Origin of the sequence: Parerythrobacter aestuarii (genome assembly GCF_030140925.1) — a bacterium.
GTDB lineage: Bacteria > Pseudomonadota > Alphaproteobacteria > Sphingomonadales > Sphingomonadaceae > Parerythrobacter > Parerythrobacter aestuarii.
This window is the reverse complement of the sequence record NZ_JARBWD010000001.1, coordinates 242,900-269,040: the sequence shown is the minus strand read 5'-3', so window position 1 is coordinate 269,040 and position 26,141 is coordinate 242,900. Positions and strand designations below refer to the sequence as shown.

At 62.5% G+C, this 26,141-nt stretch carries 27 protein-coding genes; 13 read left to right on the top strand and 14 right to left on the bottom strand.

Translation table 11 applies throughout. The annotated features are described in order from the left end of the window. Window positions 1-61: 61 nt before the first annotated feature. Both QPW08_RS01385 and QPW08_RS01380 read right to left on the bottom strand, forming a co-directional pair. Window positions 62-937, bottom strand: coding sequence for a helix-turn-helix domain-containing protein (locus tag QPW08_RS01385; RefSeq protein ID WP_284123936.1), 876 nt, complete (start codon window positions 935-937; stop codon window positions 62-64). After that, window positions 937-2,757 (bottom strand): DUF885 domain-containing protein, encoded by a 1,821-nt coding sequence (locus tag QPW08_RS01380; protein WP_284123935.1) that lies wholly within the window; start codon window positions 2,755-2,757, stop codon window positions 937-939. Before QPW08_RS01380 ends, QPW08_RS01385 begins: the two co-directional genes overlap by 1 nt. 294 nt (window positions 2,758-3,051) lie before the next feature. On the opposite strand from QPW08_RS01380, the gene QPW08_RS01375 reads away from it, so the two are divergent. After that, entirely contained in the window at window positions 3,052-4,086 is a 1,035-nt protein-coding gene (locus QPW08_RS01375; protein ID WP_284123934.1) for a quinone-dependent dihydroorotate dehydrogenase, read from the top strand. Here QPW08_RS01375 and QPW08_RS01370 read toward each other — a convergent pair. After that, window positions 4,083-5,816, bottom strand: coding sequence for a gamma-glutamyltransferase family protein (locus QPW08_RS01370; protein WP_284123933.1), 1,734 nt, complete (start codon window positions 5,814-5,816; stop codon window positions 4,083-4,085). The two genes, QPW08_RS01375 and QPW08_RS01370, sit on opposite strands and share 4 nt — an antisense overlap. A gap of 139 nt (window positions 5,817-5,955) precedes the next feature. Here QPW08_RS01370 and QPW08_RS01365 point away from each other — a divergent pair, with 139 nt between their 5' ends. Together QPW08_RS01365 and QPW08_RS01360 are read left to right on the top strand one after the other, a co-directional pair. Then, window positions 5,956-7,767: an AMP-dependent synthetase/ligase gene (locus QPW08_RS01365; protein ID WP_284123931.1), complete on the top strand. Its 1,812-nt coding sequence runs from the start codon at window positions 5,956-5,958 to the stop codon at window positions 7,765-7,767. Between the two features lie 162 nt (window positions 7,768-7,929). Next, window positions 7,930-9,510, top strand: a complete 1,581-nt coding sequence (locus QPW08_RS01360) for a hypothetical protein (protein ID WP_284123930.1) — start codon at window positions 7,930-7,932, stop codon at window positions 9,508-9,510. Between the two features lie 111 nt (window positions 9,511-9,621). Here QPW08_RS01360 and QPW08_RS01355 read toward each other — a convergent pair whose 3' ends face one another. From QPW08_RS01355 to QPW08_RS01335, 5 genes are all read right to left on the bottom strand, one after another. After that, window positions 9,622-10,149 (bottom strand): hypothetical protein, encoded by a 528-nt coding sequence (locus QPW08_RS01355; RefSeq protein WP_284123929.1) that lies wholly within the window; start codon window positions 10,147-10,149, stop codon window positions 9,622-9,624. A 64-nt stretch (window positions 10,150-10,213) separates the two neighbouring features. Beyond that, entirely contained in the window at window positions 10,214-11,008 is a 795-nt protein-coding gene (locus QPW08_RS01350; RefSeq protein ID WP_284123928.1) for a bifunctional sulfur carrier protein/thiazole synthase protein, read from the bottom strand. A gap of 40 nt (window positions 11,009-11,048) precedes the next feature. After that, window positions 11,049-11,477: a hypothetical protein gene (locus tag QPW08_RS01345; protein WP_284123927.1), complete on the bottom strand. Its 429-nt coding sequence runs from the start codon at window positions 11,475-11,477 to the stop codon at window positions 11,049-11,051. Window positions 11,478-11,545: 68 nt separating this feature from the next. After that, window positions 11,546-11,755 carry a sulfur carrier protein ThiS gene (gene thiS / locus QPW08_RS01340; RefSeq protein ID WP_284123926.1) on the bottom strand — a complete coding sequence of 70 codons (210 nt, stop codon included), beginning with the start codon at window positions 11,753-11,755 and terminating at the stop codon, window positions 11,546-11,548. 16 nt (window positions 11,756-11,771) lie between these two features. Then, a complete protein-coding gene (locus QPW08_RS01335; protein WP_284123925.1) occupies window positions 11,772-12,143 on the bottom strand; it encodes a MerC domain-containing protein in 372 nt (123 codons plus the stop codon). Window positions 12,144-12,237: 94 nt separating this feature from the next. Here QPW08_RS01335 and QPW08_RS01330 point away from each other — a divergent pair, with 94 nt between their 5' ends. The 4 genes from QPW08_RS01330 to rpsI all read left to right on the top strand — a co-directional run bounded on the left by QPW08_RS01330 (window position 12,238) and on the right by rpsI (window position 14,920). Further along, entirely contained in the window at window positions 12,238-13,299 is a 1,062-nt protein-coding gene (locus tag QPW08_RS01330; protein ID WP_284123924.1) for a COX15/CtaA family protein, read from the top strand. Further along, window positions 13,299-13,616, top strand: a complete 318-nt coding sequence (cutA, locus tag QPW08_RS01325; RefSeq protein ID WP_284123923.1) for a divalent-cation tolerance protein CutA — start codon at window positions 13,299-13,301, stop codon at window positions 13,614-13,616. The genes QPW08_RS01330 and cutA overlap by 1 nt, the downstream gene beginning before the upstream one ends. A 162-nt stretch (window positions 13,617-13,778) precedes the next feature. Beyond that, window positions 13,779-14,258: a 50S ribosomal protein L13 gene (gene rplM / locus QPW08_RS01320; protein ID WP_284123922.1), complete on the top strand. Its 480-nt coding sequence runs from the start codon at window positions 13,779-13,781 to the stop codon at window positions 14,256-14,258. Between the two features lie 194 nt (window positions 14,259-14,452). Further along, window positions 14,453-14,920: a 30S ribosomal protein S9 gene (gene rpsI / locus QPW08_RS01315; RefSeq protein WP_284126269.1), complete on the top strand. Its 468-nt coding sequence runs from the start codon at window positions 14,453-14,455 to the stop codon at window positions 14,918-14,920. An 84-nt stretch (window positions 14,921-15,004) separates the two neighbouring features. Here the strand turns inward: rpsI and QPW08_RS01310 are convergent, their stop codons facing one another. Together QPW08_RS01310 and QPW08_RS01305 are read right to left on the bottom strand one after the other, a co-directional pair. Next, window positions 15,005-15,760 (bottom strand): metallophosphoesterase family protein, encoded by a 756-nt coding sequence (locus tag QPW08_RS01310; protein ID WP_284123921.1) that lies wholly within the window; start codon window positions 15,758-15,760, stop codon window positions 15,005-15,007. 53 nt (window positions 15,761-15,813) lie between these two features. Then, window positions 15,814-16,080 (bottom strand): hypothetical protein, encoded by a 267-nt coding sequence (locus tag QPW08_RS01305; protein ID WP_284123920.1) that lies wholly within the window; start codon window positions 16,078-16,080, stop codon window positions 15,814-15,816. Between the two features lie 206 nt (window positions 16,081-16,286). On the opposite strand from QPW08_RS01305, the gene QPW08_RS01300 reads away from it, so the two are divergent. Continuing rightward, window positions 16,287-16,592, top strand: coding sequence for a UrcA family protein (locus QPW08_RS01300; protein WP_284123919.1), 306 nt, complete (start codon window positions 16,287-16,289; stop codon window positions 16,590-16,592). Between the two features lie 226 nt (window positions 16,593-16,818). Here QPW08_RS01300 and QPW08_RS01295 read toward each other — a convergent pair whose 3' ends face one another. The 3 genes from QPW08_RS01295 to QPW08_RS01285 all read right to left on the bottom strand — a co-directional run bounded on the left by QPW08_RS01295 (window position 16,819) and on the right by QPW08_RS01285 (window position 20,464). Further along, a complete protein-coding gene (locus QPW08_RS01295) occupies window positions 16,819-17,610 on the bottom strand; it encodes a LytR/AlgR family response regulator transcription factor (RefSeq protein ID WP_284123917.1) in 792 nt (263 codons plus the stop codon). Beyond that, window positions 17,570-18,829 (bottom strand): sensor histidine kinase, encoded by a 1,260-nt coding sequence (locus QPW08_RS01290; protein ID WP_284123916.1) that lies wholly within the window; start codon window positions 18,827-18,829, stop codon window positions 17,570-17,572. The genes QPW08_RS01295 and QPW08_RS01290 overlap by 41 nt, the downstream gene beginning before the upstream one ends. A 108-nt stretch (window positions 18,830-18,937) precedes the next feature. Then, a complete protein-coding gene (locus tag QPW08_RS01285; protein WP_284123915.1) occupies window positions 18,938-20,464 on the bottom strand; it encodes a fumarate hydratase in 1,527 nt (508 codons plus the stop codon). Between the two features lie 167 nt (window positions 20,465-20,631). On the opposite strand from QPW08_RS01285, the gene QPW08_RS01280 reads away from it, so the two are divergent. The 5 genes from QPW08_RS01280 to QPW08_RS01260 all read left to right on the top strand — a co-directional run bounded on the left by QPW08_RS01280 (window position 20,632) and on the right by QPW08_RS01260 (window position 25,783). After that, window positions 20,632-21,231, top strand: a complete 600-nt coding sequence (locus QPW08_RS01280; protein WP_284123914.1) for a protein-L-isoaspartate O-methyltransferase family protein — start codon at window positions 20,632-20,634, stop codon at window positions 21,229-21,231. Between the two features lie 2 nt (window positions 21,232-21,233). Continuing rightward, window positions 21,234-22,700 (top strand): TolC family outer membrane protein, encoded by a 1,467-nt coding sequence (locus QPW08_RS01275; RefSeq protein ID WP_284123913.1) that lies wholly within the window; start codon window positions 21,234-21,236, stop codon window positions 22,698-22,700. Between the two features lie 30 nt (window positions 22,701-22,730). Next, window positions 22,731-23,210: a DUF2497 domain-containing protein gene (locus QPW08_RS01270; protein ID WP_284123912.1), complete on the top strand. Its 480-nt coding sequence runs from the start codon at window positions 22,731-22,733 to the stop codon at window positions 23,208-23,210. Between the two features lie 66 nt (window positions 23,211-23,276). Next, window positions 23,277-25,415, top strand: a complete 2,139-nt coding sequence (locus tag QPW08_RS01265; protein WP_284123911.1) for a S9 family peptidase — start codon at window positions 23,277-23,279, stop codon at window positions 25,413-25,415. Next, window positions 25,412-25,783, top strand: coding sequence for a (2Fe-2S) ferredoxin domain-containing protein (locus QPW08_RS01260; protein WP_284123910.1), 372 nt, complete (start codon window positions 25,412-25,414; stop codon window positions 25,781-25,783). Before QPW08_RS01265 ends, QPW08_RS01260 begins: the two co-directional genes overlap by 4 nt. Here QPW08_RS01260 and QPW08_RS01255 read toward each other — a convergent pair. After that, complete coding sequence (locus QPW08_RS01255; RefSeq protein ID WP_284123909.1) at window positions 25,780-26,073, bottom strand: hypothetical protein; 294 nt, start codon at window positions 26,071-26,073, stop codon at window positions 25,780-25,782. The genes QPW08_RS01260 and QPW08_RS01255 overlap by 4 nt on opposite strands. Window positions 26,074-26,141: the final 68 nt, after the last annotated feature.

Genomic DNA, 26,141 nt, shown 5'->3' with positions numbered 1-26,141 from the left:
CAACTGTGCGCTCTTTTCGAGCAATATCCAAGAGTTTACGTCACCGGGCCAACTCTTGGAGCTAATTCGTAGCGGTGCCGCCGAACAGATCCACTACCCCATATCCCTCCGGGCCGAGTGTGTCGCTGGTCACGTTCGCCGCGCCATTGGCAAGGTGCCTGGGGGTTCGACCGGTGAAGTGACGGATGTCGCGGATCATATGAGCCTGGTCGAAGAACGCTGCCATCACTTCATCGCGAAAACTCTCGCGCAAGTCTGGTTGTGACAGCATGGTCGCAGCGCGAATGGCGCGGTACCGCTTTACAAGCGCGGTCGGAGGTTTGCCGAAGAAACGACGGCACAGGCGCTGGATCTGGCGCTCCGACAAGCCCGTCTTCTCGACCAATACTGCGAGATCGGGCGTAAAGCCCGTACCCAGCCATTCCATCGTTGCAGTTATGAAATCGGCTTGTTCGGGCCGCAGTGGCGTGAGTGAAGAGCGCACAATTTCGGCCATGGCGGCACAGGTTTGTGCGGCATCACGGTGTCCTTCGGAAAACGATCGGCCAGCATCTGCGACGGCTTGCGCAGCCTCTGTGCCGAGCACTTCGACCACGTCCATCTTGCGGTGACCGAACTCATCCACCGGCAGGCGCGCAAGGGCGGCCCAGCCCATCGCTGTCAGCGAAACGCCGCAGGCACGCACCGGCCCCGCCATGGAGAAGGAAGCGGCTCTTTGCATCGGTGTGACAAAGAACGCTTGGCTTGATTCGGCGACATAATCATCGTCGAACTGCATCCGCGCTTTCCCGCAACCAAACGCAATAAGCTGCGCCGAGTACGCCGGCAAGACATCGTCCAGCTGTGCCTCGTCCGTGGTGAAGACGAACAGCGTATTGATATATGGAGCGAGGTCTTCAGGCGCTGCGACGAACTTGAAGCGGAACCTGCTTTCCATCACCCCTGCGCCTTCACCCCGGCAATCCAGGCATCGACATTTTCTTCCAGGATCGAGAGCGGCACCGGGCCGCTCTTGAGCACGGTGTCGTGGAAGGCGCGGATATCGAAATCCTCGCCCAGCTCAGCCTGCGCCCTGCTGCGCAACTCCATGATCTTGAGCTTGCCGATCATGTATGCGGTCGCTTGTCCGGGATAAACGATGTAGCGCTCGATTGCCTTGCGGATATCGCCGTCGGGATTGGGTGTGTTGTCCTTCAGGTACTGGATAGCTTCTTCACGGCTCCAGCGCTTGTGGTGGATGCCGGTATCGACGACCAGCCTGCAGGCGCGCCAAAGCTCCATCCCCAGTCGACCGAAGTCGGAATAGGGATCGGTGTAGAAGCCCATGTCCTTGCCCAGCTCCTCGGAATAGAGGCCCCAGCCTTCGGTATAGGCCGTCACCCCGCCAAAGCGGCGGAAAGGCGGCACATCCCCAAGTTCGGTCTGGATCGCGCGCTGCAAATGGTGGCCAGGCAAGCCCTCGTGATAGGCGAGCGCTTCGAGCTCGTTCCTGGACATGTCGCGCAGGTTATAGAGATTGACGTAATAGGTCCCCGGGCGCGAACCATCCGGGGCCGGGCTCTGGTAGAACGCCTTCCCTGCGCTTTTCTCGCGGAAGGCCTCGACCGGCTTGATCACCATCGGCGCCTTGGGCAGGACGCCGAAATACTGCGGCAGCTTCTTTTCCATCGCGTCCAGCCGCGCTTGCGCATCGGCGAGGTACTCTTCGCGCGTCGTGTAGAAGAACTGGTCGCCGCCCCTTGTGTGTTCGAAAAACTCCTGAAGGGTACCCTCGAAGCCGACTTGCTGCATGATGGCACGCATCTCGCCGTGGATGCGCTCGACCTCGCGCAGGCCAATGGCGTGGATTTCGTCGGCGCTCAAATCGGTAGTCGTATAGTTGGCCAGCAGGGCCTTGTAATAGGCTGCCCCATCGGGAAGTCGCCAGATCCCGTCATCGGTTGGCGCAATAGCCTGCTGTCGCTCCATTTCAGCCAGCAAGCGCTCGAAAGCGGGCTTGGCCGAACCGGCCCATGCCTCGACCGAAGCATTTACCAGCTCCATCTTGGCTTCGTCGGCAATATCCAAGCTGGATACCTTGGCGGCGAAATCATCGAGAATGGCATTGCTCTCTCCCGGTTTGAGCAGGTTCCCGATGTCGGAGATCACATAAGGATAGACCCAGTCGGGCGGCATGATGCCCTTATCGGCGCGGGAGCGGGATTCAGCGGTCAACGTGTCGAGCACCTTGCCCATGCCTTCGATGCGGCTGACATAATCCGCCGCCTGGCTTTCGTCAGACACGCGGTGGATGTTGATGAGGAAAGCGGGCAAACGACTCTGCGAGCCGTTCATCTGGTCGAAGATGTAATCGTGGTTGCGGAATGGCCAGCGCATCGCACTGCGCTTCGCCATTGCATCGAACAGCCGCCAGGACAGCGCCTCGTCAGGCGAAAGCGAGGCCAGGTCATACCTGTCGCGCATATCCTGCGCTGTCCGCTGCAGCAACTCATAGTCCTTGCGTTCGCCTTCAGCGGAGAAATCGCCCCAGCGACCATAGTCCTCGTCGCGAATGCCGCGATAGGCCTTGCCCAGCGGCGACAACGCAAGCTGTGCTTCGTCATAGCTGTCGAACAGCGCGTTGATATCCTGCACCGGGCTTTCAGCAGCCGCGGTGGCCGGCGGGCTGCTAGCGGAAGCAACATCGCCATAGCCTTGCGAGCAGGCGGCAAGAGCAACAGAAGCACAGGAAAGGGTTAGGAAGCGCGCGATCGTCATGCAATTTCTCCGTCCGGCCGGTTCATACTCCCGGTCTCCAGAGATATAATGCACAAAAAAGAGGGCGGCTCCCGAAAATCGGAAAGCCGCCCTTCGAAGTTGAGGAACTCGTTGCATCGCTGCCTCGAGCCCTTCGGGTCGCAAGGCCTAGCTAGCGATTCGCATGATTCTTTGATTGTATGAAAACGACAAGATTGCTGGAAGGTCAGGGCATTCCCACAATCAATGTAGAAATTTCAAGAAGATAGAGGTGCTCGACAGGCCCCGTCCTTCCAGTCATATGCAGCGGCCATCATGCTATTTCCCTTGCTCAAACCCGCCATTCACGCGCTTGACCCCGAACGGGCGCATCGAATCTCTATCGAAGCCCTCAAGCTGGCGCCGCTGCCGTCGCTGGCGGCGACCGATAAAGCGTTGGTTTCGGAGGTAGCGGGGATACGCTTTCCCAACCCGGTCGGCGTCGCTGCGGGATATGACAAGGATGCCGAAGTTCCCGACAAGTTGCTCAAGCTCGGCTTCGGTTTTGTCGAAGTCGGCTCGATCACTCCCAAGCCGCAACAAGGGAATCCCAAGCCGCGCCTGTTCCGCTTGAGCGAGGACAAGGCTGTCATCAACCGCATGGGATTCAACAACGCCGGCGCCGCCGCGGCCGAAGAACGCCTCGCCCACCGTCGCGGGCGGGGGGTGCTGGGTATCAATATCGGTGCCAACAAGGATTCGGCCGATCGGGTCGCCGACTATGTCGAGATGACCCGGCGAATGGCCCCCTATGCCACCTATCTCACCGCCAATATTTCCAGCCCCAATACACCTGGCCTGCGCGCTCTGCAGGATGAAGATGCGCTGACCGCCCTGCTCGATGCGATCATGGAAGCGCGCGGTGCCGATGGCCCGCCTGTGTTCCTCAAGGTCGCGCCTGACCTCGAACCTGCAGACATCGATGCGATTGCCCGGATAGGGATCGACAAAGGGCTAGGCGCGCTCATCGTTTCGAACACCACAATCTCGCGGCCGTTCCTGAAATCGCGCGATGCCGGAGAGGCCGGCGGCTTGTCGGGTGCGCCGCTCAAATCCCTGGCGCTCCAGCGGTTGCGCGATTTCCGCTCGGCCACTGGCGGGGCACTGCCACTTGTCGGCGTCGGCGGTATCGCCAGTGCTGATGACGCTTGGGAACGCATTTGTGCCGGTGCTGGCCTGGTGCAGGTCTACTCGGCCATGGTCTACCGGGGACCTAGCCTCGGGCGAGCCATAACCAAAGGACTGGCGCGCAAACTGCGCGCGCATGGCATGGCGTCGATTGCCGAGGCAGTCGGGAGCGAGAGCGTTTAACGCCCGATCAGCACCACCCCTTCGCGGCGCGGATCGTAGCCACCGTCGATTTTCCCCTTCCGGATCAGCACGCCATGAACGCCCGAATCCTCGCCCTGGCCAGGCACCAGCACGATTCCACGTTCGGCAAGGCCGGCCACGATCGCCGGGTCGAACAATTCCGTTTCCGCCCCGATCCGGTTGCCCCGTGCGATCAGGTTGGGCTGGGCCAGCGCATCCTGCATCGGCATGCCCCAATAGACCGCAGCGACCAGCGTCTTGCCGACATAGGCCGGGATCGAATTGCCCCCGGCAGAGCCGATCGCCCCGGCGAACTCGCCGTCGGCATCGAGCAGGATCAGCGGCACCATCGATGAGCGCGGGCGTTTGCCGGGTGCCACTGCATTGGGCGCTGCGTCGCCATTGGGCTGCAACGGGTTGAACGAGAAATCGGTCAGCTGGTTGTTGAGGAAGAATCCGTCGACCATCCGCCCGCTGCCGAAGATCGATTCCACAGTGGTGGTAATCGACAGCACATTGCCTTGACGGTCGCGGACAATGAAATGCGAAGTCCCCGCCGGTTCGCGAGTCATGTCGATCATGGCGACCTTCGCGCCCGCTGGCGTTCCAGCCTCGACGGCTTCCGCCGCTTTCGCGCCGATCAGTGCCGCACGGGCATCGAGATAGGCCGGGTCGAGCAGGCCGGCGACCGGCACATCGACAAAATCGCCATCGCCGAAGTAGGCGTCGCGGTCGGCATAGGCGAGCCGACTGGCTTCGGCGAAAAGGTACCACGCCTGTGGATCGTCAGGGCTGCGCTCGGCGATATCGGTGCGATCCAGCAGGCTCAGGAGTTCGATCATCGCTGCTCCGCTCGACGGCGGCGGCGGAGCACAGACTCGATAAACCTGCCACGGCCCGCAGACAGGCTCGCGCTTGACCGGGCGATAATTGGCGAGGTCTGTCATCGCCATGGTGCCGCCCAGCGGCGCGGCACGGGTTTTCTCGACGATCTTCGCGGCCGTGCTGCCCTTCAGCAGCGCATCGATCCCGGTGGCGGAAAGGCGGCGCAGGAATTCGGCATAGTCAGGGTTCTTCAGCAGGTCCCCGGCCTGCTTAAGCGTGCCGTCGGGACGTCCGAAATACTCCGCAGCATCGGGTTGCGACAGCTGCGGGAACGGGATTTGCAGGAACCGCCCAAGCCGCGGCGAAATGGTGAAGCCGTCCTCAGCCGTCTTGATTGCGGCGGCGAACAGCCCATCCCACGGCAGCGCGCCGTGCTCCTCGTGCAGCATCGCTAGCGCCGCCATCGCACCCGGCACGCCAGTGGCGCGGCCGCTGGTCACCGCAGCACGGAAATCGAGCGGCTGTCCGGCATTGTCGAGGAACATGGTGCGGCTGGCCTGCGCCGGGGCCGTCTCGCGCCCGTCATAGATCGTGATCTTGCCCGTTTCGGCATCATAGTAATTGAGGAAGGCGCCGCCCCCGACGCCCGAGCTCTGCGGCTCGACCAGTGACAGCATGGTCTGCACCGCCAGTGCTGCATCGGCGGCGCTGCCGCCGCGTTCGAGCACGTCCATGCCCGCCTTGGCCGCCAGCGGGTTCGCCGCGATGACGAAAGGCTGGACGGATTCGACCGCCTCTGTTGCAGGCGTGGGCGCGGTGGCTGCCGATTCGATAGTCTGGGCAGCGGGGGCGCATGCTGCGAGGGTCGCAGCAAGGCCGAGGACAAGCAGGCGTGGCGGGCTCATACCCCGGCTCTTAGGCAGGCACCGCCATGCTGGCAACGCGCGAAGCGGCGTTCACCCGTCTTGCCGGGCGTGGGCCGGGAGCCTAAACCGGACAACATAGTTACAATTTCGACACCCTCCCGGGGTGCAGGAGCAAGCATTGGTGCAGCTGAGCGATATCGAGACGGCCCAGAACCTCGTCGACCTTTTCCTCGATCGGGCCGATGCCAAGGGTGAACAGCCTTTCCTCGGGGCCAAGCGCGACGGGGCCTGGGTCACGCAGAGCTGGCGCGAAGTCGCCGATCAGGTCTGTCTCATGGCGGAAAGCCTGAGGCGGCTGGGGTTGGAAGATGGCGACCGCGTGATGCTGGTCAGCGAGAACCGGCCCGAATGGTGCATCGCCGACCTTGCCATCATGGCGGCCGGCTGCATCACAGTCCCCGCCTACACCACCAATACCCAGCGCGACCACATTCATATCCTGGACAATTCGGGCGCACGGGCAGTGATCGTTTCGAACGAGAAGCTGTCCGATCCGCTGCTTCCGGCGATCATGCATACCGGCATGGCCGACCATGTCATCGCGATCGATTCGATCCGTTCTCATCAGTCCGCCGGGGCCGAGCAAGTCCACTTCTGGGCTGACCTGCTGCAGGGCGATGCAGCTGCTGCGCGGGCAGCAGTGAAGGAACGGCTGAAGGGCATCGGCCGTGGGGATGCCGCCTGCATAATCTACACCAGTGGCACCGGCGGCGCACCGCGCGGGGTGATTCAGCACCATGGCTCGATCCTGTGCAATGTGTACGGCGCAGCGGAAATCCTCGCCAATGACTTCGGGCTCGACGACGACGAGCGTTTCCTCTCCTTCCTGCCGTTGAGCCATGCCTATGAGCACACCGGTGGCCAGTTCCTCCCCATCGGGGTGGGCGCACAGATCTTCTACTCAGAAGGGCTGGAAAAACTCGCCAGCAATATCGAAGAGACCCGGCCCTCCATCATGGTGGTGGTGCCGCGCCTGTTTGAAGTGCTGCGCACCCGCATCATGAAGCAAGTTTCCAAGCAAGGCCGGCTCGCCAATTACATGATGGACCGCGCGCTCAGCATCGAAGAACACAAGACCGGGGGCAAGAGCCGCAAGCGCGACAAGCCGATGGACTTCGTGCTGGAGCGGCTGCTGCGGCCCAAGATCCGCCAGCGCTTCGGTGGGCGGATCAAAGCCATGGTCAGCGGTGGTGCCCCGCTAAACCCCGAAGTCGGCAATTTCTTCGAGGCCATGGGGCTGACCATGCTGCAGGGCTATGGCCAGACCGAGGCCGGGCCGGTGATCAGCTGCAACCGGCCGGCGGCGGGCCTCAAGATGGACACGGTCGGCCCGCCGATGAAAGGCGTGGAAGTGAAGATCGCCGAAGACGGCGAGATCCTCGTGCGTGGCGAGCTGGTGATGCACGGCTATTGGCACAATGATGCCGAGACCCGCCGCACGCTGGTAGATGGCTGGCTCCACACCGGCGACATCGGACACCTGGACGAAGCCGGGCGGATCGTCATCACCGACCGCAAGAAGGACATGATCGTCAACGACAAGGGCGACAATATCGCCCCGCAGAAGGTCGAAGGCCTGCTGACGCTGCAGCCGGAGATCGGGCAAGCGATGGTGGCGGGCGACCGGCGACCCTATGTCGTCGGGCTGATCGTGCCCGATGCCGAATGGGCGCTGGAATGGGCCAAGGCCAACGGCAAGAAGTTCGATCTCAAGGCACTACAGGACACGCCCGAATTCCGCAGCGCGATCCGCACCGCCATCGACCGGGTCAATCAGGACCTGTCCGTGATCGAAAAGGTTCGCGGCTTCGCCTTCGCCGACGAGGCCTTCACCATCGACAACGAGGAACTGACCCCCAAGCAATCGATCCGCCGCCACAAGATCCGCGAGCGGTATCAGGAACGGCTCGACGGGTTGTATCGGGGATGAATCCGGGCCAGTCCTGATCTGTGGATTAACCTAAGATATTGCAGGCTTTTTTAGACTGCCTGTTTCAATCCGCAACCGACCCGGTTAGCCGGGCTTGTGTCCGTGCCAAGGGGTCGTGGCCGGGTACACCTTGGGATCAATTCATTCGTACTGGGGACATTTGTGAAATCGACTCCGCATGCGCGTCCGGATACGCGCAGCTTTGCACGCCTGGCTTTGTTGGCAGGCGCTGCAACCATTGCCTTCGCCACTCCAGCCGCGGCACAAGATGCAGCCTTGCTGGAACGCCTTGAAGCGCTTGAACAACGCTTCGAATCGCTGGAACAGGAAAACCGGACTCTCAAAGAAGAGCTCGCAACCTTGCGAGCTGACGCGGCGCTCGAAGCAGCCGAGCAGGACGCTCGCATTGCCGAGGCCAAAGCTCGCGGCCCAGTGGTGACGGCTGTTGGCGAAGTTGCAGATGATGCGCGTCCGGCGCGCGGCTTCACCGACACCATCGGAATCCGGTCGGATTATGCCTTCCGCGTGCTCGATCAGGCAGTCGACGTAAACAGCAAGCCGCTGGTCCAGCTTCGCGCGCTGCAAGCCGGTTCGCTGGACGACCGGCTCACCTTGTCTGGCCAGGTGACCGCCATTGCGGATTTCCAGTGGTCAAACCGCGACAGCAAGTTCGGCTACCTGATGCGCAACCCGACCAGCGCCAACCAGATCGGCTTCGAGGTATCCGAAGCCTTGCTGCACAGCGCCAACATTGCAGTTACGGCGCGCGTCACGAAGGATCTGACCGCATATGCCGAGTTGCTCTATGACCCGCAGCAGAACTTCGCGTCCGGAACGATCACCGGATTGGCACGCAACAATATCTCCTTGCGCCGGGCTTGGATCATGTGGGGCAACCTCGACAAGTCACCGGTCTATGCTCTGGTCGGCAAGATGGATGTCCCGTTCGGTCTCAACGATACGGTCAGCCCATTCACCAATTCGACAAATTGGCACGCCTTCTCGCCGCTGGCTTACGGTGCCCAATTGGGAGTAACGACAGGCGGACTCGACATCCGGGCAATGGCAGTACAGGGCGGTGCTCAGTTCCGCTCGGCCAACTCGCCGGTGCGTGGAACCAACGTTCCTTCCAAGCTCAACAACTTCGCCGTCGACGCGCGATATTCCGTGCCCTTCAATAGCGATGGTGACGGGGTCATGGTCGGGGCGAGCTACCAGCATGCTACTTCCTATTGCCAGGGCTATCCGGTCTTTCATTTCAATCCGTGTGCCGACAACAACCCTGGTATCGCCGCCTATGGCCGGCTGACCTATGGCCCGATTCGCCTGCTGGGCGAGTACGCGCAAACCACGAAAGTGTGGCCGGGTTCGAATGTACCGGTCCCGACGAATCCGCTCAGCGTGTTTCCGGCCGTGAAGACCAAGGCCTTCACACTTGGTGGTCGCTACAGCTTCGGAGCAGTGTCGGACGCTGAGCAAGGACGAACGCTGGCGGTGTCGGGCGAGTTCTCGAAATTCATCGCAGGGTCGGAAGATTCGCCATGGGAACGCCAGAACCAAGCCGTGTTGGGCCTATCGTGGTTCCCGGTTTCCAACCTCAACCTGTTTGCTGAGTTCATCCATGTCGACGGGTTTGCGCCGCTCAACTTCGTGTCGGGTGGCAACTTCCCCGACGGAAGCACATGGTCGGATCGTGAAGCGAACACCGAAGTGGTTCTCGTAGGCGCGACTGCGGCCTTCTAGAACCGTCGAGCAATCAGGTCAGACGCGAAACAGGGCGGCCCGCATCATTCGGGGCGGGCCGCCTTGTTACTGGAGTGAAAATCTTGACCGGTATGGTATCGGCAACCCGGCTCAGGCCGCTTCGGCCTCGATGAATTCGGGGTAGAAGGTCGGCTGCTGGTCGCTCCAGCCGGGCGCGGTGGCGGCGGCTTCGCTCAGCGATTGCAGCAGGATCTTGCGACGTTCCGGCCGGATATCGGGCAGCGCTGCGGCAGCAACGAAAGTGCTGGGCAGCCACGGGCGTACTTCTGCGCCGAGCAGGCGTTCGTAGAGGAAGCGGAAGGCGGAGAAGCCTTCGATCTTGTCCTGGCCCAGGTCGAAGGTCGCAACGTGGATTAGCGTCCCGATCAGGCCGTCAATGCGATCGCCGGGGCCGACATGCGCCAACTCGTCACGCAGGCGCTTGAGTTCCTGGTAGGCAACGTATTGGCTGCGGATGGCGATGTTCTCTTCCGCATTGCGTGCCCACACCTTGAAGGCGTCGCAACGGCCGAGGCCGATATCGAGGCTGCGGCGGATGTAGCGCTGTTCGCAGGCCGTGAAGCTGGCGAACTCGCGCATTTCAGCGATGCTCAGGCTCTGGATGCCGGTGGTAGCCATAAGACAGTTCCCTTGTTGCCAGGGGAATGTCGCGCAGTTTGGTTAACAAGCCGTTAGGTGAAAGTTAGATTAGTCCGGCCAGCGGCGAGGACGGGTCGGCATATTTGCGGGTGGCCATGCGGCCGGCGAGATATGCCTCCCGACCCGCCTCTACCGCCAGCTTCATGGCTCGGGCCATGCCGATCGGGTCCTTGGCCTCGGCAATGGCAGTATTCATCAGGACACCGTCGCAGCCCAGCTCCATCGCCACCGCGGCATCGCTCGCGGTACCAACGCCCGCATCGACCAGCACCGGCACACTCGCCCCTTCAACGATCAGGCGGATAGTCACGCGGTTCTGGATGCCCAGACCCGAACCGATCGGTGCACCCAGCGGCATGACCGCCACCGCACCCGCCTCTTCCAGTTGCTTCGCCGCAATCGGATCGTCGGTGCAATAGACCATCGGCTTGAACCCTTCCTTGGCCAGCACTTCGCAGGCGCGGATGGTCTCGACCATGTTGGGATAGAGCGTGCGGGCTTCACCCAGCACTTCCAGTTTCACAAGGTCCCAGCCCCCGGCCTCGCGCGCCAGCCGCAGCGTGCGGATAGCATCTTCGGCGGTGAAGCAGCCGGCGGTGTTGGGCAGGTAGGTGATTTTCTTGGGGTCGATATAGTCGGTCAGCATCGGCGCCTTGGGATCGCTGACATTGACCCGGCGCACCGCGACAGTGACGATCTCCGCACCCGAAGCCTCGACCGCGGCGGCGTTCTCCTCGAAGTCCTTGTACTTGCCGGTTCCGACAATCAGCCGAGAGTTGAAGGTACGCCCGGCAACGGTCCAATTGTCTGCCGGCTGGGGAGTGATCGCATTGGTCATGTTCCGGGCCACTAGTGTCCCTGGCAGCTCCCGGCAAGCATCACAGCAGCGCTTCGACCTGCGCTATCGCTTTCTCCAATTTCTTCATCAGAGACCTGCCCAGTACGGCAGCAGAGGCATTGTGCACGACCTTGCCGTCAACGGCTTCGTATTTGACAGTCTGTCCCGACTTTGGGTCGGCGAGATAGAGCTTGAGCCCGAGGCGCAGCGACTCGGCATCCTCTGGAACCAGCAAGATGGGGTCACGCAAACAGGTCACTCCGACCACGCTTGCCGGATACGAAATCTCGCCCGGCTCAGCCTGGGCAGAGAAGAGGCTCCAGCCCAGCTTGCTCTCGTGCCTGAATTTTCCGTCTTCGGTTTGATGGATGAAACTGCAGAAGCGCTCTTTGGGTGCTTTGGCCTGCGCCGCGCCACCGGTAAGACAGACGGCGGCGGCCAATGCGCCTGCTATAAGCGATTTCTTCATGCGACTTCCCCGGAATAAGTCATGCCTCGCCTAGTCCGGTTTGCGGGGTGCGGCAATACGAGCGTTACCTAGCCGCCGCCCACGAAGTGCACGATCTCCAGCATATCGCCATCGCTCAAGGCTATCTCGGCGAGCCGCGAACGCGGGGCTATCTCGCCATTGTGCTCGACGGCTACCTTTTCCGGCAGCAGGTCAAGCTCGCGCACCAGGTCAGCAATGGTCCGCGTCGCTGTGCGGCGGGTCTCACCGTTGACGGTCAGGGTCAGCTGTTCGCTCATGCGAGCGAAATAGCGGTCAATGCGAATGGCGCAAGTTCAGGATGTGCCCGGTGGAAACCAGCGTGACCCCGATGATTGTCAGCACCGCCTCTTCAACACCGTGAGGGGCCGCCAGCGCGCCGCCCATGAATGTCAGCCCCATCATGGCGATCACAAACGGCGTGCGCTGGCGGTGCCGGATGGCTCCCCAGCCGATCGCCACACCGGCGATGACACATGCGAAAGCGAGGCCCCATCGGTGAATCTCCGGCGACAACAGCCATTGCCCGCCCAGCCCGAGGGCCGAAATCACTGCAATGCTGGCAAGGCAATGGATCAGGCACAGGCCCGACAGGACAATGCCTGCCCGGTCCAGGCGCGACCGGAAAGAGTGACTCGGCTGATTCATCGTGCGCCCCATGTATGTTACGGTATATCTTTTCGCAAGGGTTGTTGCATGCAACCGACTTGAAACGGGGCGCGGGCACGACCATTGGGGCTCTATGGCAACACTTTCCGAAGTACCGGTTGGCGAGTCGGGCGCTCGCGCATCGCCGGTGGCGCTGTATCGCTGGCTGTTCATGGTCGCCGCCATGGTTGTGACAATCGTAGGCATCGGCGGGATCACGCGCCTTACCGAATCGGGCCTGTCCATTACTCAGTGGCAGCCGGTAACAGGCACCCTTCCCCCGCTCAGCGAACAGGCCTGGCAGGCCGAGTTTGCCAAGTATCAGGCGACACCCGAATATCGGCTTGAAGCCGGGCCGGCCGGGATGACGCTGGCCGACTTCAAGTTCATCTTCTTCTGGGAATGGTTCCATCGGTTGCTCGGGCGGTTGATCGGGCTGGCTTTTGCACTGCCGCTCGCTTGGTTCTGGATTCGCCAGATGATCCCGCAGGGCTACAAGCTGCGGCTCATCGCACTGCTGGCGCTGGGTGGTCTGCAAGGGACGTTTGGCTGGCTGATGGTTCGCTCTGGCCTGAGCGGCGACATGACCGATGTCAGCCATTTCTGGCTTTCGGTGCACCTGCTTACTGCCCTTTTCACGCTGGCGGGGCTGGTCTGGACCGCGCTCGACCTGCGCCGCCTGTCGCGCGTGCCCGATGCGAAGCCCGCGCGGCTGAGTGGGGTCGCAGCCATCGCTGCTATCGTGCTGTTCATGCAGCTCTTGCTGGGCGCGTGGGTGGCCGGCCTCAATGCCGGTTTGGCATCCGACACATGGCCGCTAATGCAAGGGCGCTTTGTACCCGAATATGACAGTTCGAGAGGGCTTTTCTGGGCGATAACCCACGACCCGTATCTGTTGCACTTCCTGCACCGATGGTGGGCCTGGGTCGCGGTGGCGGCGCTGGTCTGGCTTGCCCGCAAGGTCCGCCCGCTCGACCGCCGTGCCTCGATTGCGGTACATTCGGCCTTTGGCACCATGGTTCTGCTCGGCATCGCCACAGTGATGACGGGTGTGAACCTGTGGCTCGCGGTCGCCCACCAGCTGACCGGGGCGCTGCTGGTGATCGCCACCGCCTGGGCGGCGCATGCCATCGGCACGGCGCGTAGGACGGCCTGATGGCAGCGCTGGTATATGCCCCCTTCCCCGACCGCGAGAGCGCGCGCGAGGTCGCTGCACAATTGCTCGACGAAGAGCTGATCGGCTGCGCGAACCTGCTGGGTCCAGTGGAATCGCTTTACGAATGGCAGGGAGAACGCGGGGAAGGGAGCGAGATCGGCGTCCTGTTCAAGACCGATGTGACGCTGCTGGAGCGAGCCGTAGCGCGGCTCGAAGCGCTGCACCCCTATGATACGCCAGCCGTGCTCGGCTGGAAATGCGATGCCCCAGGCGCGGCAACTGCCGCCTGGCTGGGCGGGTTGACACCTCGCGACTAGCGCACGGTATTATTTTACCTCCGCCCAAACCCGCACTATTGCTTGACTTGACGGCCATTCGCGACCATTTGGCGCGCCCTGAGCGACGTCCCTTAGGGGATTCGCGACTGATGCCTGCGGCCCGTGCCGCAGCCAGCTGAACACTAAGGAACGAGACCAGCCATGAAGGCGCTTACCAAAGCGACCCGGTCGATCAAGCCGGCCGAGGTCGAAAAGAACTGGCATATTATCGATGCCGACGGACTGGTTGTCGGTCGCCTCGCGGCGATCGTCGCCAACCACCTGCGCGGCAAGCACAAGCCGAGCTACACCCCGCATGTCGATTGCGGCGATCATGTCATCATCCTCAATGCCGACAAGGTGAAGTTCACCGGCAAGAAGATGACCGACAAGGTCTATTACAAGCACACCGGCCACCCCGGCGGCATCAAGGAAACGACCCCGGCCAAGGTGCTGGAAGGCCGCTTCCCCGAGCGTGTGCTGGAAAAGGCTGTCGAGCGCATGATCCCGCGCGGTCCGCTGGGCCGGGCGCAGATGAAGGCGCTGCACATCTATTCCGGCACCGAGCACCCGCATGACGGCCAGAAGCCGGCCGTGCTCGACGTTGCCTCCATGAACCGCAAGAACAAGGTCACCGCATAATGGCCGACAAGAAGAAGACCGAAGAGCAGGCGGCCGAAACTCCGGCTATCGAGACTCCCGAAACCACGGAAACCGAGGCTCCGCAGGCTGAGGCTGCTGCTGAAGAAGCAGCTGCCGAAGAAGCTGCGCCGGTTGACGAGAAGGCCGAAGAGAAGAAGGCGGAAACCGTCTCCGACCTAGCCGACCTCGGCGCCATCGCCGGCGACGCGCCGGAAGGCGATGCTGCTGCAATCGCGGCCAGCACTGCGCCTCTGCGCGAGCAGGAGCTGGACAAGGAAGGCCGTGCTTATGCCACCGGTCGCCGCAAGGACGCCGTGGCTCGCGTCTGGATCAAGCCGGGCAAGGGCACCGTCACAGTGAACGGTCGCGATCAGGAAATCTATTTCGCTCGCCCGACACTGCGCCTGATCATCGACCAGCCGTTCACCATCACCGAACGCCAGGGCCAGTATGACGTTGTCGCCACCGTGCGCGGCGGCGGCCTGTCGGGCCAGGCCGGTGCGGTCAAGCACGGCATCGCCCAAGCGCTGGCCAAGTACGAACCGGCGCTGCGCAGCACGGTGAAAGCCGCTGGTTTCCTCACCCGCGACAGCCGCGTGGTCGAGCGTAAGAAGTACGGCCGGGCCAAGGCTCGCCGCAGCTTCCAGTTCAGCAAGCGCTGATTTTCAAGCGTTAAGCCTTCAAATCACCAAACACCAAGAGAAGGGCGGCCCGCACGGGTCGCCCTTTTTCGTTGCCTGCCCTGCTTATCGGCCCGCGATCGAGCGGATCTCGATCTCGATGGTTCCATCCGCGCCGATTGTGACGACATTATACGACGGCAGCACATTGTTGCGCAGCCGCGTCGATAGCGTCCCCGCGCCGATCATCCGCATCGAGTGATTGCCCCGCGCGCGCACCATGTCGAAGGGGATATGGACATGGCCGCTCAGCACCGCGTCTGCCCCTGCCGCTGCCAGCTCTGCAAATGCCATGTCGCCACGAATGGTGGGGTTCTTCCTCCCGTCTTCGGCCGGCAAGAGCGGATGATGGCAAGCGACGAGCTTGGGGCGCGGGTCGTCGGCCAGCCGGGCCAGGCGATCGAGCGCCGCATCGAGCTTGCCCCGCGTCACCACACCATCTGACCAGGGCCACCGCAGCTGTGCGCGTACATTGGTGTCGAAAGGGACCACCAGCGCATGCCGAAGCTCCAGTTCGCTGCCTACCGCTTGTTCCAGCGCCGCGGCTCGAGCGTAAGGAGTGCGGAACCGCTCCCACGGGTTGTAGTATGGCATGTCGTGATTGCCGGGCTGGAGCATGATCGGTGTTTGCAAGGACTGGAACCAGTCAGCCGCGACCCGGTATTGGGCATGTGTTGCGCGCTGGGTCAGGTCGCCGGTGCAGATCACCGCATCGGGGCGCTCAGTCGCCACAGCGGCAGCGAACCAGTCGAGTGCCTCTCGGTCTTCGACACCGAAATGCACATCGCTGACGTGGAACACACGGGTCTGATCAGCTGCCATGCCGCGCGCCTAGCAGATCGCGAAGCACACGCCAGCCGGTTTTGCATCGAGCATTACACCCTGCGTGAAAGGATCAGCCAGGCCGCCAGGCCATTGAGCAAGGTGTAGCCGGCATAGACCCAGACAATGGAGCCATAGCCGTTAGCCGCTGCCAGCATGGCGGCGAGCAGCACGACGAATTCCGTCAGCAAAGTCGCCTTGCCGCCAAGCGCCTTGGTGAACCAGGCCGAATCGCGAATGACCGGATGATTGCTCGCCAACACCGCACGATGCAGTGCGAAATTGGCGATTCCCAGCACGAAGAGCAAGATCAGCGGCATGGTCGCATTCTGACAAAATCCTTCATCGATTGCCAATGGTCGTTCGTCCGCCGTTTTCGCCGATCCGTCTGCCGACGGCATCCCTTGTCGACTCGATGACGCCTGTAATCGAAGCTCCAATGCACGAATCGATTGCGCCCCGTATCTCCATATTCGCAGATGGCCAGTCCCCCCTTTGAGGCCGTCGCTAACGGAGGAAACGAACAATGAAGACCCCCCTTATCGCCCTTGCGGCATTCGCCACTGCCATGACCGGTGCCCCCGCGCTGGCTGAAGAGCAGACCGAAAGCATGGTCGTGCAGTATGACGATCTCGACCTCACCAGCGAAGCCGGCCAGGCCACCCTGGAATTCCGGATCGATTCCGCAGCCAAGAAGTTCTGCCGCGTCGATGCCATCCAGACCGGCAGCCGCGTGAAGAACCGCACCGCTACCAAGTGCTACAAGGAAGCCAAGCGCCTCGCGACCCGGCAGTTCGCACAGGTGGTTGAAGAAGCCCGTATGGGTGGCTGACGCGACCCCAGCCGCCTAAGGAGACTGCACCCCCAAGGTCGGTCTTCGAGCCCCGAGCCGGATGCAGTCCCCCGGCTCGGGGTTTTTGCGTCTTGGTGTTTCGCTCGCACCTCCGCGCGAGCGTCCTCGGTGCGCTTTCGACGCTTCGCGTCGAGCACCTGCGGGGCGCGCTTGCGCAATACAATTGCAAGGACGCTCCCACGGCGGTGGGAGCGGAGAACAAACACTACCTCCCAGCCATTGCCTTGACCTTGGGGAGATAGGTCCTCCCTATGCGCAAGGCTTCGCCGTCATCGAGTTCGACGGACCACACACCCAACCCATCGTGCCGCAGGCCGCGAATGCGATCCTTGCGCAGGATGGTAGAGCGATGGATGCGGATGAACTCGACCGGATCGAGGCGCTTCTCCAGGCCGGCGATGGTTTGCAGCAACAGGTAAGTGCGCTCATCTTCGCCGTTGCCGACATAGAGCCGCACATAGTCACGCTCGGCATCCACGCGGCCAACCTGCGCGGTCTCGATACGGATCAACTCGGAACGATGCGGGACCCACAGCTCCTGCAGCCATTCGCTTTCGCGCTCGCTGCGGGCTTCGCCGCGCCGCGCGACGGCGCGATCGATGGCCCGTGCAAGGCGTTCCTGAGCCACCGGCTTGAGCACGTAGTCGACCGCATCGGTATCGAAGGCTTCGACCGCGAAATGATCATGCGCAGTAACGAAGATCACAGCGGGCTGGCTTTCATGCTTGCTGAGCTTGCGTGCGACACCAAGGCCGTCGAGCCCGGGCATGGTCATGTCGAGCAGCACCAGGTCGGGTGCCAGGGCTTCGACGAGCCGCAGCGCGGCCTCGCCATCACTGGCGGTGCCAACGACATTGAGTGCCGGGATCTTCGAACAGATCACCTGCATCCGCTCGACGGCGAGCGGTTCGTCGTCAACGATCAGGGTCCTCAGCGCGGGGGTCTCTTCTGTCACGTCAACTCCTCCGTTCGAGCGGCAGGCGCAGCTCCGTAACATAGCCATCCTCGACCGGCCCAGCGGTGATGGTCGCATCGCGTCCGAAACGGGCTTCGATCCGGTCCTTCACATTGGCAAGGCCAATACCGAAGCCAGGTGCGGTGCCCTTTGGAACGCCGGGGCCATCGTCGGCCACGCGGATGACCAGCCGGTCGAATTCTTCGTCGGCGCTGACATGGATCGTCACCGGGCGGTTGACTGTCGCCACTCCATACTTGACCGCATTTTCGACCAGCGGCTGCAGGATCATGCCTGGCACACGGCAGGATTCGAGTGCAGTTGGCAGTTCGAACTTCACCTTGAGCCGGTCGGGGAAACGCAGTTTCTCGATATCGAGATAGTGCTTCTGCAGTTCGAATTCGTCGACCAGAGGGACATCGGCAGTGGTGTCATCGGCGAGGCTGTGGCGATAAAAATTGCTCATCGCCTGGATCATCTCTTCGGCCCGCTCTGCCTTGCCGGTCATCACCAGCGACGACAGCGAATTGAGCGTATTGAAGAGGAAGTGCGGATTGACCTGATAGCGCAGGGATCGCAGTTCCGCTGCCTTGGCAGCGCTACGGAACCGTTCTCCGCGCCGCTCTGCTGCGCGCGCCTGCGCCCCTGCCAACATGGCGAGATAAAGCGCCGCCCAGGTCAGAAGCAGGTAATACCGGCTAAGGGCGGCATCCACGATCGGCAACCAGCGGGCATAACCCTCGCCTGCTTCTTCCAGCGTGAAGGTGAACATCGGTTCTTCCGCCTTTTCACCCATTTCACCATCCAGCATTTCGCCATCGGTTTCGAGCGTCCAGTCGCGCGGCTGGGGAATCTCGACCAGCAAGTTACCCGCCTCGTCGCGGCGCAGGCTGACGCCGCGCTCCTTGGCGAATTCCTGGTACATCTTCTCCTGAATCTCAGCGAACATGACCTGGTTGACCTGTGCGATCATGACCGCACCGGGAAACGCGACCAGAAGCGCAACCACGATCTTGAGCCAGGTCGCGCGCGCATCGAACAGACGCATGATCAGCCACAGGACGATGGTGACGCCGACGCCGGTGAGGCAGACTGCGCCGCGTCGCAGCAGCAGCTCAGTCTCCATTTCCATCCCGATCAACGAGCCACGGGCGGTGATCAATAGATAATAGACCGCCCACAGGCCGATGATCGAGCCAAGCACATAGCGCAGCGGCAGGCGCGCCGTGCTGTCAGGAGAAGAGGTTTCAGTTGCAAACATATCGTCAGCTCGCCTCTAGCCTGACACGGGTCGCCGATACCAGCACCGTGGTCGAAGCGACTCTGCGCTTGGTCGAGCGCGATACCTCTCCTGTCGTGGCTGCCTCGCTCAACCCTTTTCCAGCAGGTGCTCGTCGGCAATCCGCCGCTTCCACTGCGCCGGGGCGAGCGTGTGGACGTTGTTGCCCCGGCTATCGACCGCGACTGTCACTGGCATGTCCTTGACGGTGAACTCGTAGATGGCCTCCATCCCGAGGTCTTCGAAGGCGACAACCCTGGATTCCTTGATGGCGCGCGCCACCAGATAGGCTGCGCCGCCGGTCGCCATGAGGTATGCCACCTTATAGCGGCTGATCACTTCGACCGCGTCATGCCCGCGCTCGGCCTTGCCGATCATGGCCAGCAGGCCGAGATCGAGCATCATCTCGGTAAACTTGTCCATGCGGGTCGCGGTGGTCGGGCCGGCCGGGCCAACGACTTCGCCCATCACCGGATCGACCGGGCCGACGTAGTAGATGGCGCGACCCTTGAAATCGACGGGGAGGTCTTCGCCCTTGGCCAGCATGTCCTGGATCCGCTTGTGCGCGGCATCGCGCCCGGTCAGCATCTTGCCCGAAAGAAGCAGCCTGTCGCCGTGCTGCCAGCTGTTGACCTCCTCCTGCGTCAGATTGTCGAGATCGACCCGCTTGGCTGCAGCATCGGGCTCCCAATGCACATCGGGCCACTGCGACAGGTCAGGCTGTTCGAGATAGGCCGGGCCCGAGCCATCGAGAGTGAAATGCGCATGGCGGGTGGCCGCACAATTGGGGATCATCGCCACTGGCTTGCCTGCGGCATGACACGGAGCATCGTAGATCTTCACGTCGAGCACGGTCGAGAGGCCGCCCAATCCCTGCGCGCCGACCCCCTGGGCGTTGACCGCGTCGAAGATGTCGATCCGCAGCTGTTCGATATCTGTCTGTGCGCCGCGTTGTTTGAGCTGGGCCATGTCGATTGGGTCCATCAGGCTTTGCTTCGCCAGTTTCATGCAATGCTCTGCGGTCCCGCCGATGCCGATACCCAACATGCCCGGCGGGCACCAACCCGCACCCATGGAAGGTATCTGTTCGACCACCCAGTCGACGATATTGTCGCTGGGGTTCATCATCTTGAACTTGGATTTGTTTTCGCTGCCGCCGCCCTTGGCCGCCACATCGATACTCACGGATTTGCCGGGCACCATCTCGACCGAGAGGACGCACGGCGTGTTGTCGCGGGTGTTCCGGCGGGTGAAGGCGGGATCGGCGAGAATCGAGGCGCGCAGCTTGTTGTCAGGGTGGTTATAGGCCCGACGCACGCCTTCATCGACTACGTCCTGCAAGCTCAGCTTCGATTCGAGGCGACATTCCTGGCCCCATTTGACGAACACGTTGACGATCCCGGTGTCCTGGCAGATCGGGCGGTGGCCCTCGGCGCACATGCGGCTGTTGGTAAGGATCTGCGCAATGGCGTCCTTGGCCGCCGGGCCTTGCTCCGCCTCGTAGGCTGCGCCCAGCGCGCGGATATAATCCATCGGGTGATAGTAGGAGATGAATTGCAGCGCATCGGCGACGCTTTCGATCAGGTCGTCTTCCTTGATAACCACCATGTCGCTCATCGAAGCGAACCTCCTTCTCGTAGAACCGGGATGCCAATTGGCACGATGCGCCCATAGGCGCGTGATGCGGCAGGCGTCAAAGCACTTGGCCCGGGCGCTGCGTGTCTTTAAAGCGGCAATTGACGAACTGTGTTGTTGCTGTAATACAGCTTCCGGAACGAGGTATCATGATCGACACTGCCACCCGCCCCCTGGATTTTGCGGCTGCGCGCCGCGCCATGCTGGACAGCCAGCTCCGCACCAGCGGCGTCAACGCGCCCTTTGTGCTGGAACGCATGGGTGCCGTTGCGCGCGAAGATTTCGTACCGGCCGACGCAAAGGGCTATTGCTACATGGACCGCGCGATCGCCCTGCCCGATGGTGGCACGCTGGCGCAGCCGGTGTCGCACGGCAAGATGCTGGCCGAGGCCCGCCCCGAAGCAGGGGAAACCGTGCTGGTCGTCGACAACAGCAATGGTTACCTGGCCACACTCGTCGCGCCGCTCGCTGCCCGAGTTGATACGGTATCGGTGGCCGATGCCCTGTCAGGCAAGAAGCGCGGCAGCTATGACCTGATCCTGGTGGACGGCGCGATCGAGGAATGCCCGACCGCTCTGACCAAGCGACTGGCCGACACCGGTCGGCTCGTGACCGGATTGTTCGGCAATGGTGTGGCTCGCCTCGCCACCGGTCGCAAGGTCGGCAAGGATATCGCCTTCAAGACAGTGGAAGACGTCGCTCTCCCGCGCCTCTCCGCATTCGACAAACCCAAAGGTTGGAGTTTCTGATCATGGCGCGACGCGCGTGCAGTGCTGGCTTGCTGGCAGGCGTGGCTGTGCTGGCCGCCACCCCGGCGCAGGCCGATACGCTGCGCGAAGCATTGGTCGAAGCCTATCAGACCAACCCGACGCTGCAGGCTGCCCGGGCAACCCAGCGGGCCGAGGACGAGAACCCGAACATCCAGCGCGCGGCGGGCCTGCCTAGCGTCCAGGCGACCGGGCAATATGTGGAGTTCGTCAAGCCGTCGCCCAACTCGTTCAACCCGACCGAACGGCTGTTCAATGTCGGGCCCGATCTTTCTGTGCCGGTCTATTCAGGTGGATCTGTCAAGAACGGCCTCAAGGCTGCGAAAGAGCGCGTGCAGGCTGGGCAGGCCAGCCTGCGCGGGACCGAATCGAGCATTTTCGCGCAGGTCGTGGCAGCCTATATGGATGTGCTGCGCACTCAGGCGCTGGTTGCGCTCAATGCCAACCAGGTCGATGTCCTGTCCGTCAATGTCGAAGCAACCCGCGATCGGTTCGAGATCGGCGACCTGACCCGTACCGATATTGCCCAGTCCGAATCGCGGCTGGCACTCGCCCGCGGCGACCTTGAGAACGCCAAGGCGGGCCTGATCCAGGCACGCGAAACCTATATCCGGCTCGTCGGCTCGGCACCTGACGACCTGCAGCCACCGCCACCCCTGCCCAACCTCCCGCAATCGCCGGTGGAAGCTGTCGAGACAGCACTGGAGCACAATCCGGACCTGATCGCCGCGCGTGAACGCGCCAAGGCCGCCGGCTTCGATACCAAGACTGCCGGGGCAGGGCGGCTGCCCAGCGTCAGCCTGTTTGCCGGACTGGACTACAATGACTACTTCGGCACCCTCGCCGGTGGGAACCCGCTGTTCTCACAGACCGAGACGACAGCGAGTGCCGGGGTTCGTTTCTCCATCCCGATTTTCCAGGGTGGCCTGCCCGCCGCGCGCCAGCGGCAAGCGGCAGCGCGCGAATCGGCGTCGCTGGAACAGGTCATTGCCGCCGAGCGCGATGTGATTGCACAAGTACGCGCAGCTTACTCCAGCCATCTGGCTTCACTGCAGGTCATCGAGAGTTCGCGCCTTGCGGTCGAAGCGGCAGAGCTTAGCCTCGAAGGTGTGCGCGCGGAGAACTCTATCGGCAACCGCTCGATCCTCGACGTCCTCAATGCCGAGCAGGAGCTGCTCACAGCCCGCGCTCAGCTGGTGACCGCGCGGCGCAACGCCTATGTCGCCGGCTTCTCGCTGCTGGCTGCGATGGGCAAGGCCGAAGCCCGCGATCTCGGTCTCGAAGGCGGCGTCCTGTACGACCCGATGGACAATTACGAACGCGTCAACGGGCGCTTCTGGGACTGGGATCGCGACCCCGAACCGCAAGCGCAAGCTACAAGAACCGTTGACATTCCTGCTCCAAATGCAGAGATTCCGGCTGCAGCGGCCGATCCATCGCCGCAGCAATAGGGTCAACTGAGGGCAATCGGGGGATACGGCATGCGCCAGCAGGGCGAAGCCTCGGTCGAGGAAATTCTCGAATCGATCAAGAAAGTCATCGCGCGCGACAACCGCGCCGGTGCGATGGAGGCACGCCGCCGTCGCGAAAGCGAAACGGAAGAGCTGCCGGAACCTGCCGATGACAACCAGGCGGAAGAGATACTCGAGCTCGATGCCGACGCAATGGTGGACGATCTCGACGCGGACGATGCTGGCGACGCAGCCGGCGAAGCAGACGATTCCCCGCTGCTCACCAATGCCGTGCGTGATTCGATGCGCGACAACCTCGCCGCTCTCGCCATGCTGGCCGAACCGGGTGCCAAGCCCCAGATCGTCCGTTCGGGGGAGACCTCGCTCGAAGGCATGGTGCGCGAAATGCTGCGCCCGATGCTGGCCGAGTGGCTGGACAAGAACCTGCCGCCGATGGTCGAGCAGATGGTGCGCGACGAGATTGCCCGTATCGCCGGCAAGAAGGGCTAACGCCCAAGCCCACGGGCTTCAGGAAATCCCTTGCAGCGCGCGGCTGAAGGCTTAGACCTGCGCGCCATGACAAAACATCTCGGGACTGCGCTGGCATTGGCCCTCGCAACTTCGCTTTCCGCGCCGCTCCTGGCACAGGACGCAGTCGCGCCCATGACTGCACGCGACCTCGTTACCATGCCGCGGTTGGGCAGCCCCACCGTATCCAGCGACGGGCAATTCGCGGTTTACTCGGTGACAATTACCGACGAAGAAACGCTCAAAAGGAGCAGCAAGCTCTATCTTCGCAGTCTGACCGATCTCGAATCCGCACCGGTCGAGCTGGATCTGGGTGGTTCGGTTTCCTCGGTCGTGTTCGGGTCCGACAACTTCCTCTATTTCCTGTCCGATCGCCCCGACGAAGGTAGCGGCGACGAAAGCGGTTCGACCGAAGTCTGGCGCGCCGCGCTTGAAGCAAACGGAAACGTCACGGGCCCGATGCAAGTGACCAATATCGGCACCCCGATTGACGGTTTTGCACTCTCGCCCGATGGCAACAACATCGCGCTGTGGGCATCGATCGCACGCGATTGCGAAGCCTTTGGCTGTGACAACGATGGAACCTTCCACCTGCCCGGGCCCGGCGATGGCCGACTCTACGAGGGCGATGACGGTTTCGTGCGCCACTGGGATGATTGGGAAACGCCTGGCACCTACAGCCGCGTCTTTGTCTTCGGCCTCGAAGACGGCAAGGCGGTAGGTGACGGTGAAGCGCTCGACGGGCCGGCAGAGGACAAGACCTCAATTGTGGGCGACACCCCGACCAAGCCGTTTGGCGGTGGCGAGGACATTGCCTGGGCTCCTGACGGTTCCGCAGTCTATTTCGTTGCCCGCGAAGCCGGTAAGTCCGAGCCCCTCTCGACCAATCTCGACATCTACCGCGCTGACCTCAATGGCGGTGGGCCGACCAACCTCACCGCTGGCAACGCGGCAACTGACACCAGCCCTGTGCCTTCACCCGACGGCAAGTACCTCGCCTACCTCGCGATGGAGCGCCCGACCTACGAGGCGGACAAGCTCACCATCATGCTGCGCGACCTTCGCAGCGGCACAACCCGCGCGCTGACCCTGGACTTCGACCGCAGCTTTGGGTCGCTGGCATGGACGCCGGACAGCAAGTGGATCGTCGCCACCGCGCAGGACGTGCTCGATACGCCGGCCTTCCGGGTCGACCCGAAAAGCGGCAAGGTCGAGAAGCTCGACCTGATGGCCGGCAATGAAGCACATATCGGCAATGTGATCCCGCTCGCCGGAGGCCGCTTGCTCTTCACCCGCGATTCGATCGGGGCGCCGGCGGAACTGTTCCTGTCGAGCAAGTGGCAGCAGGCCAAGCCGCTGACGCAGGTCGCTTCGGGCAAGGTCGGGGCGCTGGCCTCCACCGTCACCACGCGCTTCAACTTTGCCGGCGCGAATGGCGACACCGTGTGGGGCCAGATTACCAAGCTGGAGAACCACGACGGTCCGATGCCGGCGATCCTTTATATCCACGGCGGCCCGCAGGGTTCGTTCAACGATGGCTGGTCAAGTCGGTGGAACCCGCGCGTATTGGCCAGCCAGGGCTATGCGGTGATCTCGGTCGATTTCCACGGGAGCACCGGGTACGGGCAGGCCTTCACCGACGCGATCAACAAGGACTGGGGCGGCAAGCCGCTGGAAGACCTGCAGAAAGGCCTCGCTGCCGCGCTCGAACTCGATGCCCAGATCGACGGTGATCGGGCTTGCGCCATGGGTGCCAGCTACGGCGGCTACATGGTCAACTGGATTGCCGGCAACTGGCCTGAACGCTTCAAGTGCATCGTGCAGCATGACGGCCTGTTCGACATGCGCAGCTTCTATTACACCACCGAGGAACTGTGGTTTCCGCGCTGGGATTTCGGCGGTTCCTACGAGGAATCAAAAGAACTCTACGAGAAATGGAACCCGGTGAACCACGTCGACAAGTGGCAGACGCCGATGTTGGTCGTGACGGGTGAGAAGGACTTCCGCGTCCCCTACACCCAGGGCATTGCCAGCTTCACCGCCTTGCAGGAACGCGGGATCCCGTCGCAACTGCTGGTATTCCCGGGAGAGAACCACTGGGTGCTTGGTGCGAAGAATTCGCTGCAATGGCACGACACGGTGTTCGCGTGGCTGGAACGCTGGCTGGGCGAGTCGCCGGAAGAGTGAGCTCCTCTCGCGATCTGGGAAAAGCCGGCCGTGCGCTCGCCAAGATCGGTGGCGAGACGATCGAACGGCACATCTTCCTGTGCGGCCTGTCGGAGAAGCAGAAATGCTGCCGCCGGGAAGAGGGTGAACGGGCGTGGAAGTACCTCAAGCGGCGACTCAAGGAGCTGGGTCTCGCCGGGCAAGGCGGGGTGCAGCGGACCAAGGCCGATTGCCTCCAGGTCTGCGAGGCAGGGCCGATCGCTGTCGTCTGGCCAGATCGGGTCTGGTACCACTCCTGTGACGAGGAAGCGCTGGAAGCGATTATCCAGCAACACCTGATCGGCGGAAAGCCGGTCGAGCAATACCGGCTGCACTCAATCCCCGGCTAATCCTCGTCGTGGCGTGGCAGGCGGTTGTCGACGGATTCGTCATGCCCGGTTCCGTTGGAGAGGAATACCAGCCCCATCAGTGCGCTCATCAGCATCATCGAGAAACCGATTCCCAGTGCCACAGCGATGAAGAAGTGCGGCGAGAGATTGTCGTTCTGGGTATAGAGCAGCGCCATGGCAATCACGACCACACCGAGCGTGGCAAGGAACATGAAGCGCATCAGCCGGCGATAACGCGCCCAAGCGTAGGCGGCGTTCTCCGGGTCTTCGAGAGGGGACTTGGGCAGCATGAGAGGGTCCTGCGCGGCGGGGAGATCGATATTACTACAACGATTCGCCAAATCGGGCGTTCCGTGGC

Coding starts and splice junctions, on each gene's coding strand:
- QPW08_RS01300 (WP_284123919.1), top strand. CDS start 16,287: ATGAAGACCCCCCTTATCGCCCTTGCGGCATTCGCCACTGCCATGACC.
- QPW08_RS01310 (WP_284123921.1), bottom strand. CDS start 15,760: ATGGCAGCTGATCAGACCCGTGTGTTCCACGTCAGCGATGTGCATTTC.
- QPW08_RS01380 (WP_284123935.1), bottom strand. CDS start 2,757: ATGACGATCGCGCGCTTCCTAACCCTTTCCTGTGCTTCTGTTGCTCTT.
- QPW08_RS01370 (WP_284123933.1), bottom strand. CDS start 5,816: ATGAGCCCGCCACGCCTGCTTGTCCTCGGCCTTGCTGCGACCCTCGCA.
- QPW08_RS01345 (WP_284123927.1), bottom strand. CDS start 11,477: ATGAAGAAATCGCTTATAGCAGGCGCATTGGCCGCCGCCGTCTGTCTT.
- cutA (WP_284123923.1), top strand. CDS start 13,299: ATGGCAGCGCTGGTATATGCCCCCTTCCCCGACCGCGAGAGCGCGCGC.
- thiS (WP_284123926.1), bottom strand. CDS start 11,755: ATGAGCGAACAGCTGACCCTGACCGTCAACGGTGAGACCCGCCGCACA.
- QPW08_RS01330 (WP_284123924.1), top strand. CDS start 12,238: ATGGCAACACTTTCCGAAGTACCGGTTGGCGAGTCGGGCGCTCGCGCA.
- QPW08_RS01335 (WP_284123925.1), bottom strand. CDS start 12,143: ATGAATCAGCCGAGTCACTCTTTCCGGTCGCGCCTGGACCGGGCAGGC.
- QPW08_RS01375 (WP_284123934.1), top strand. CDS start 3,052: ATGCTATTTCCCTTGCTCAAACCCGCCATTCACGCGCTTGACCCCGAA.
- QPW08_RS01275 (WP_284123913.1), top strand. CDS start 21,234: ATGGCGCGACGCGCGTGCAGTGCTGGCTTGCTGGCAGGCGTGGCTGTG.
- QPW08_RS01305 (WP_284123920.1), bottom strand. CDS start 16,080: ATGCCGCTGATCTTGCTCTTCGTGCTGGGAATCGCCAATTTCGCACTG.
- QPW08_RS01295 (WP_284123917.1), bottom strand. CDS start 17,610: ATGTTACGGAGCTGCGCCTGCCGCTCGAACGGAGGAGTTGACGTGACA.
- QPW08_RS01355 (WP_284123929.1), bottom strand. CDS start 10,149: ATGGCTACCACCGGCATCCAGAGCCTGAGCATCGCTGAAATGCGCGAG.
- QPW08_RS01350 (WP_284123928.1), bottom strand. CDS start 11,008: ATGACCAATGCGATCACTCCCCAGCCGGCAGACAATTGGACCGTTGCC.
- QPW08_RS01290 (WP_284123916.1), bottom strand. CDS start 18,829: ATGTTTGCAACTGAAACCTCTTCTCCTGACAGCACGGCGCGCCTGCCG.
- rplM (WP_284123922.1), top strand. CDS start 13,779: ATGAAGGCGCTTACCAAAGCGACCCGGTCGATCAAGCCGGCCGAGGTC.
- QPW08_RS01255 (WP_284123909.1), bottom strand. CDS start 26,073: ATGCTGCCCAAGTCCCCTCTCGAAGACCCGGAGAACGCCGCCTACGCT.
- QPW08_RS01385 (WP_284123936.1), bottom strand. CDS start 937: ATGGAAAGCAGGTTCCGCTTCAAGTTCGTCGCAGCGCCTGAAGACCTC.
- QPW08_RS01265 (WP_284123911.1), top strand. CDS start 23,277: ATGACAAAACATCTCGGGACTGCGCTGGCATTGGCCCTCGCAACTTCG.
- QPW08_RS01285 (WP_284123915.1), bottom strand. CDS start 20,464: ATGAGCGACATGGTGGTTATCAAGGAAGACGACCTGATCGAAAGCGTC.
- QPW08_RS01270 (WP_284123912.1), top strand. CDS start 22,731: ATGCGCCAGCAGGGCGAAGCCTCGGTCGAGGAAATTCTCGAATCGATC.
- QPW08_RS01280 (WP_284123914.1), top strand. CDS start 20,632: ATGATCGACACTGCCACCCGCCCCCTGGATTTTGCGGCTGCGCGCCGC.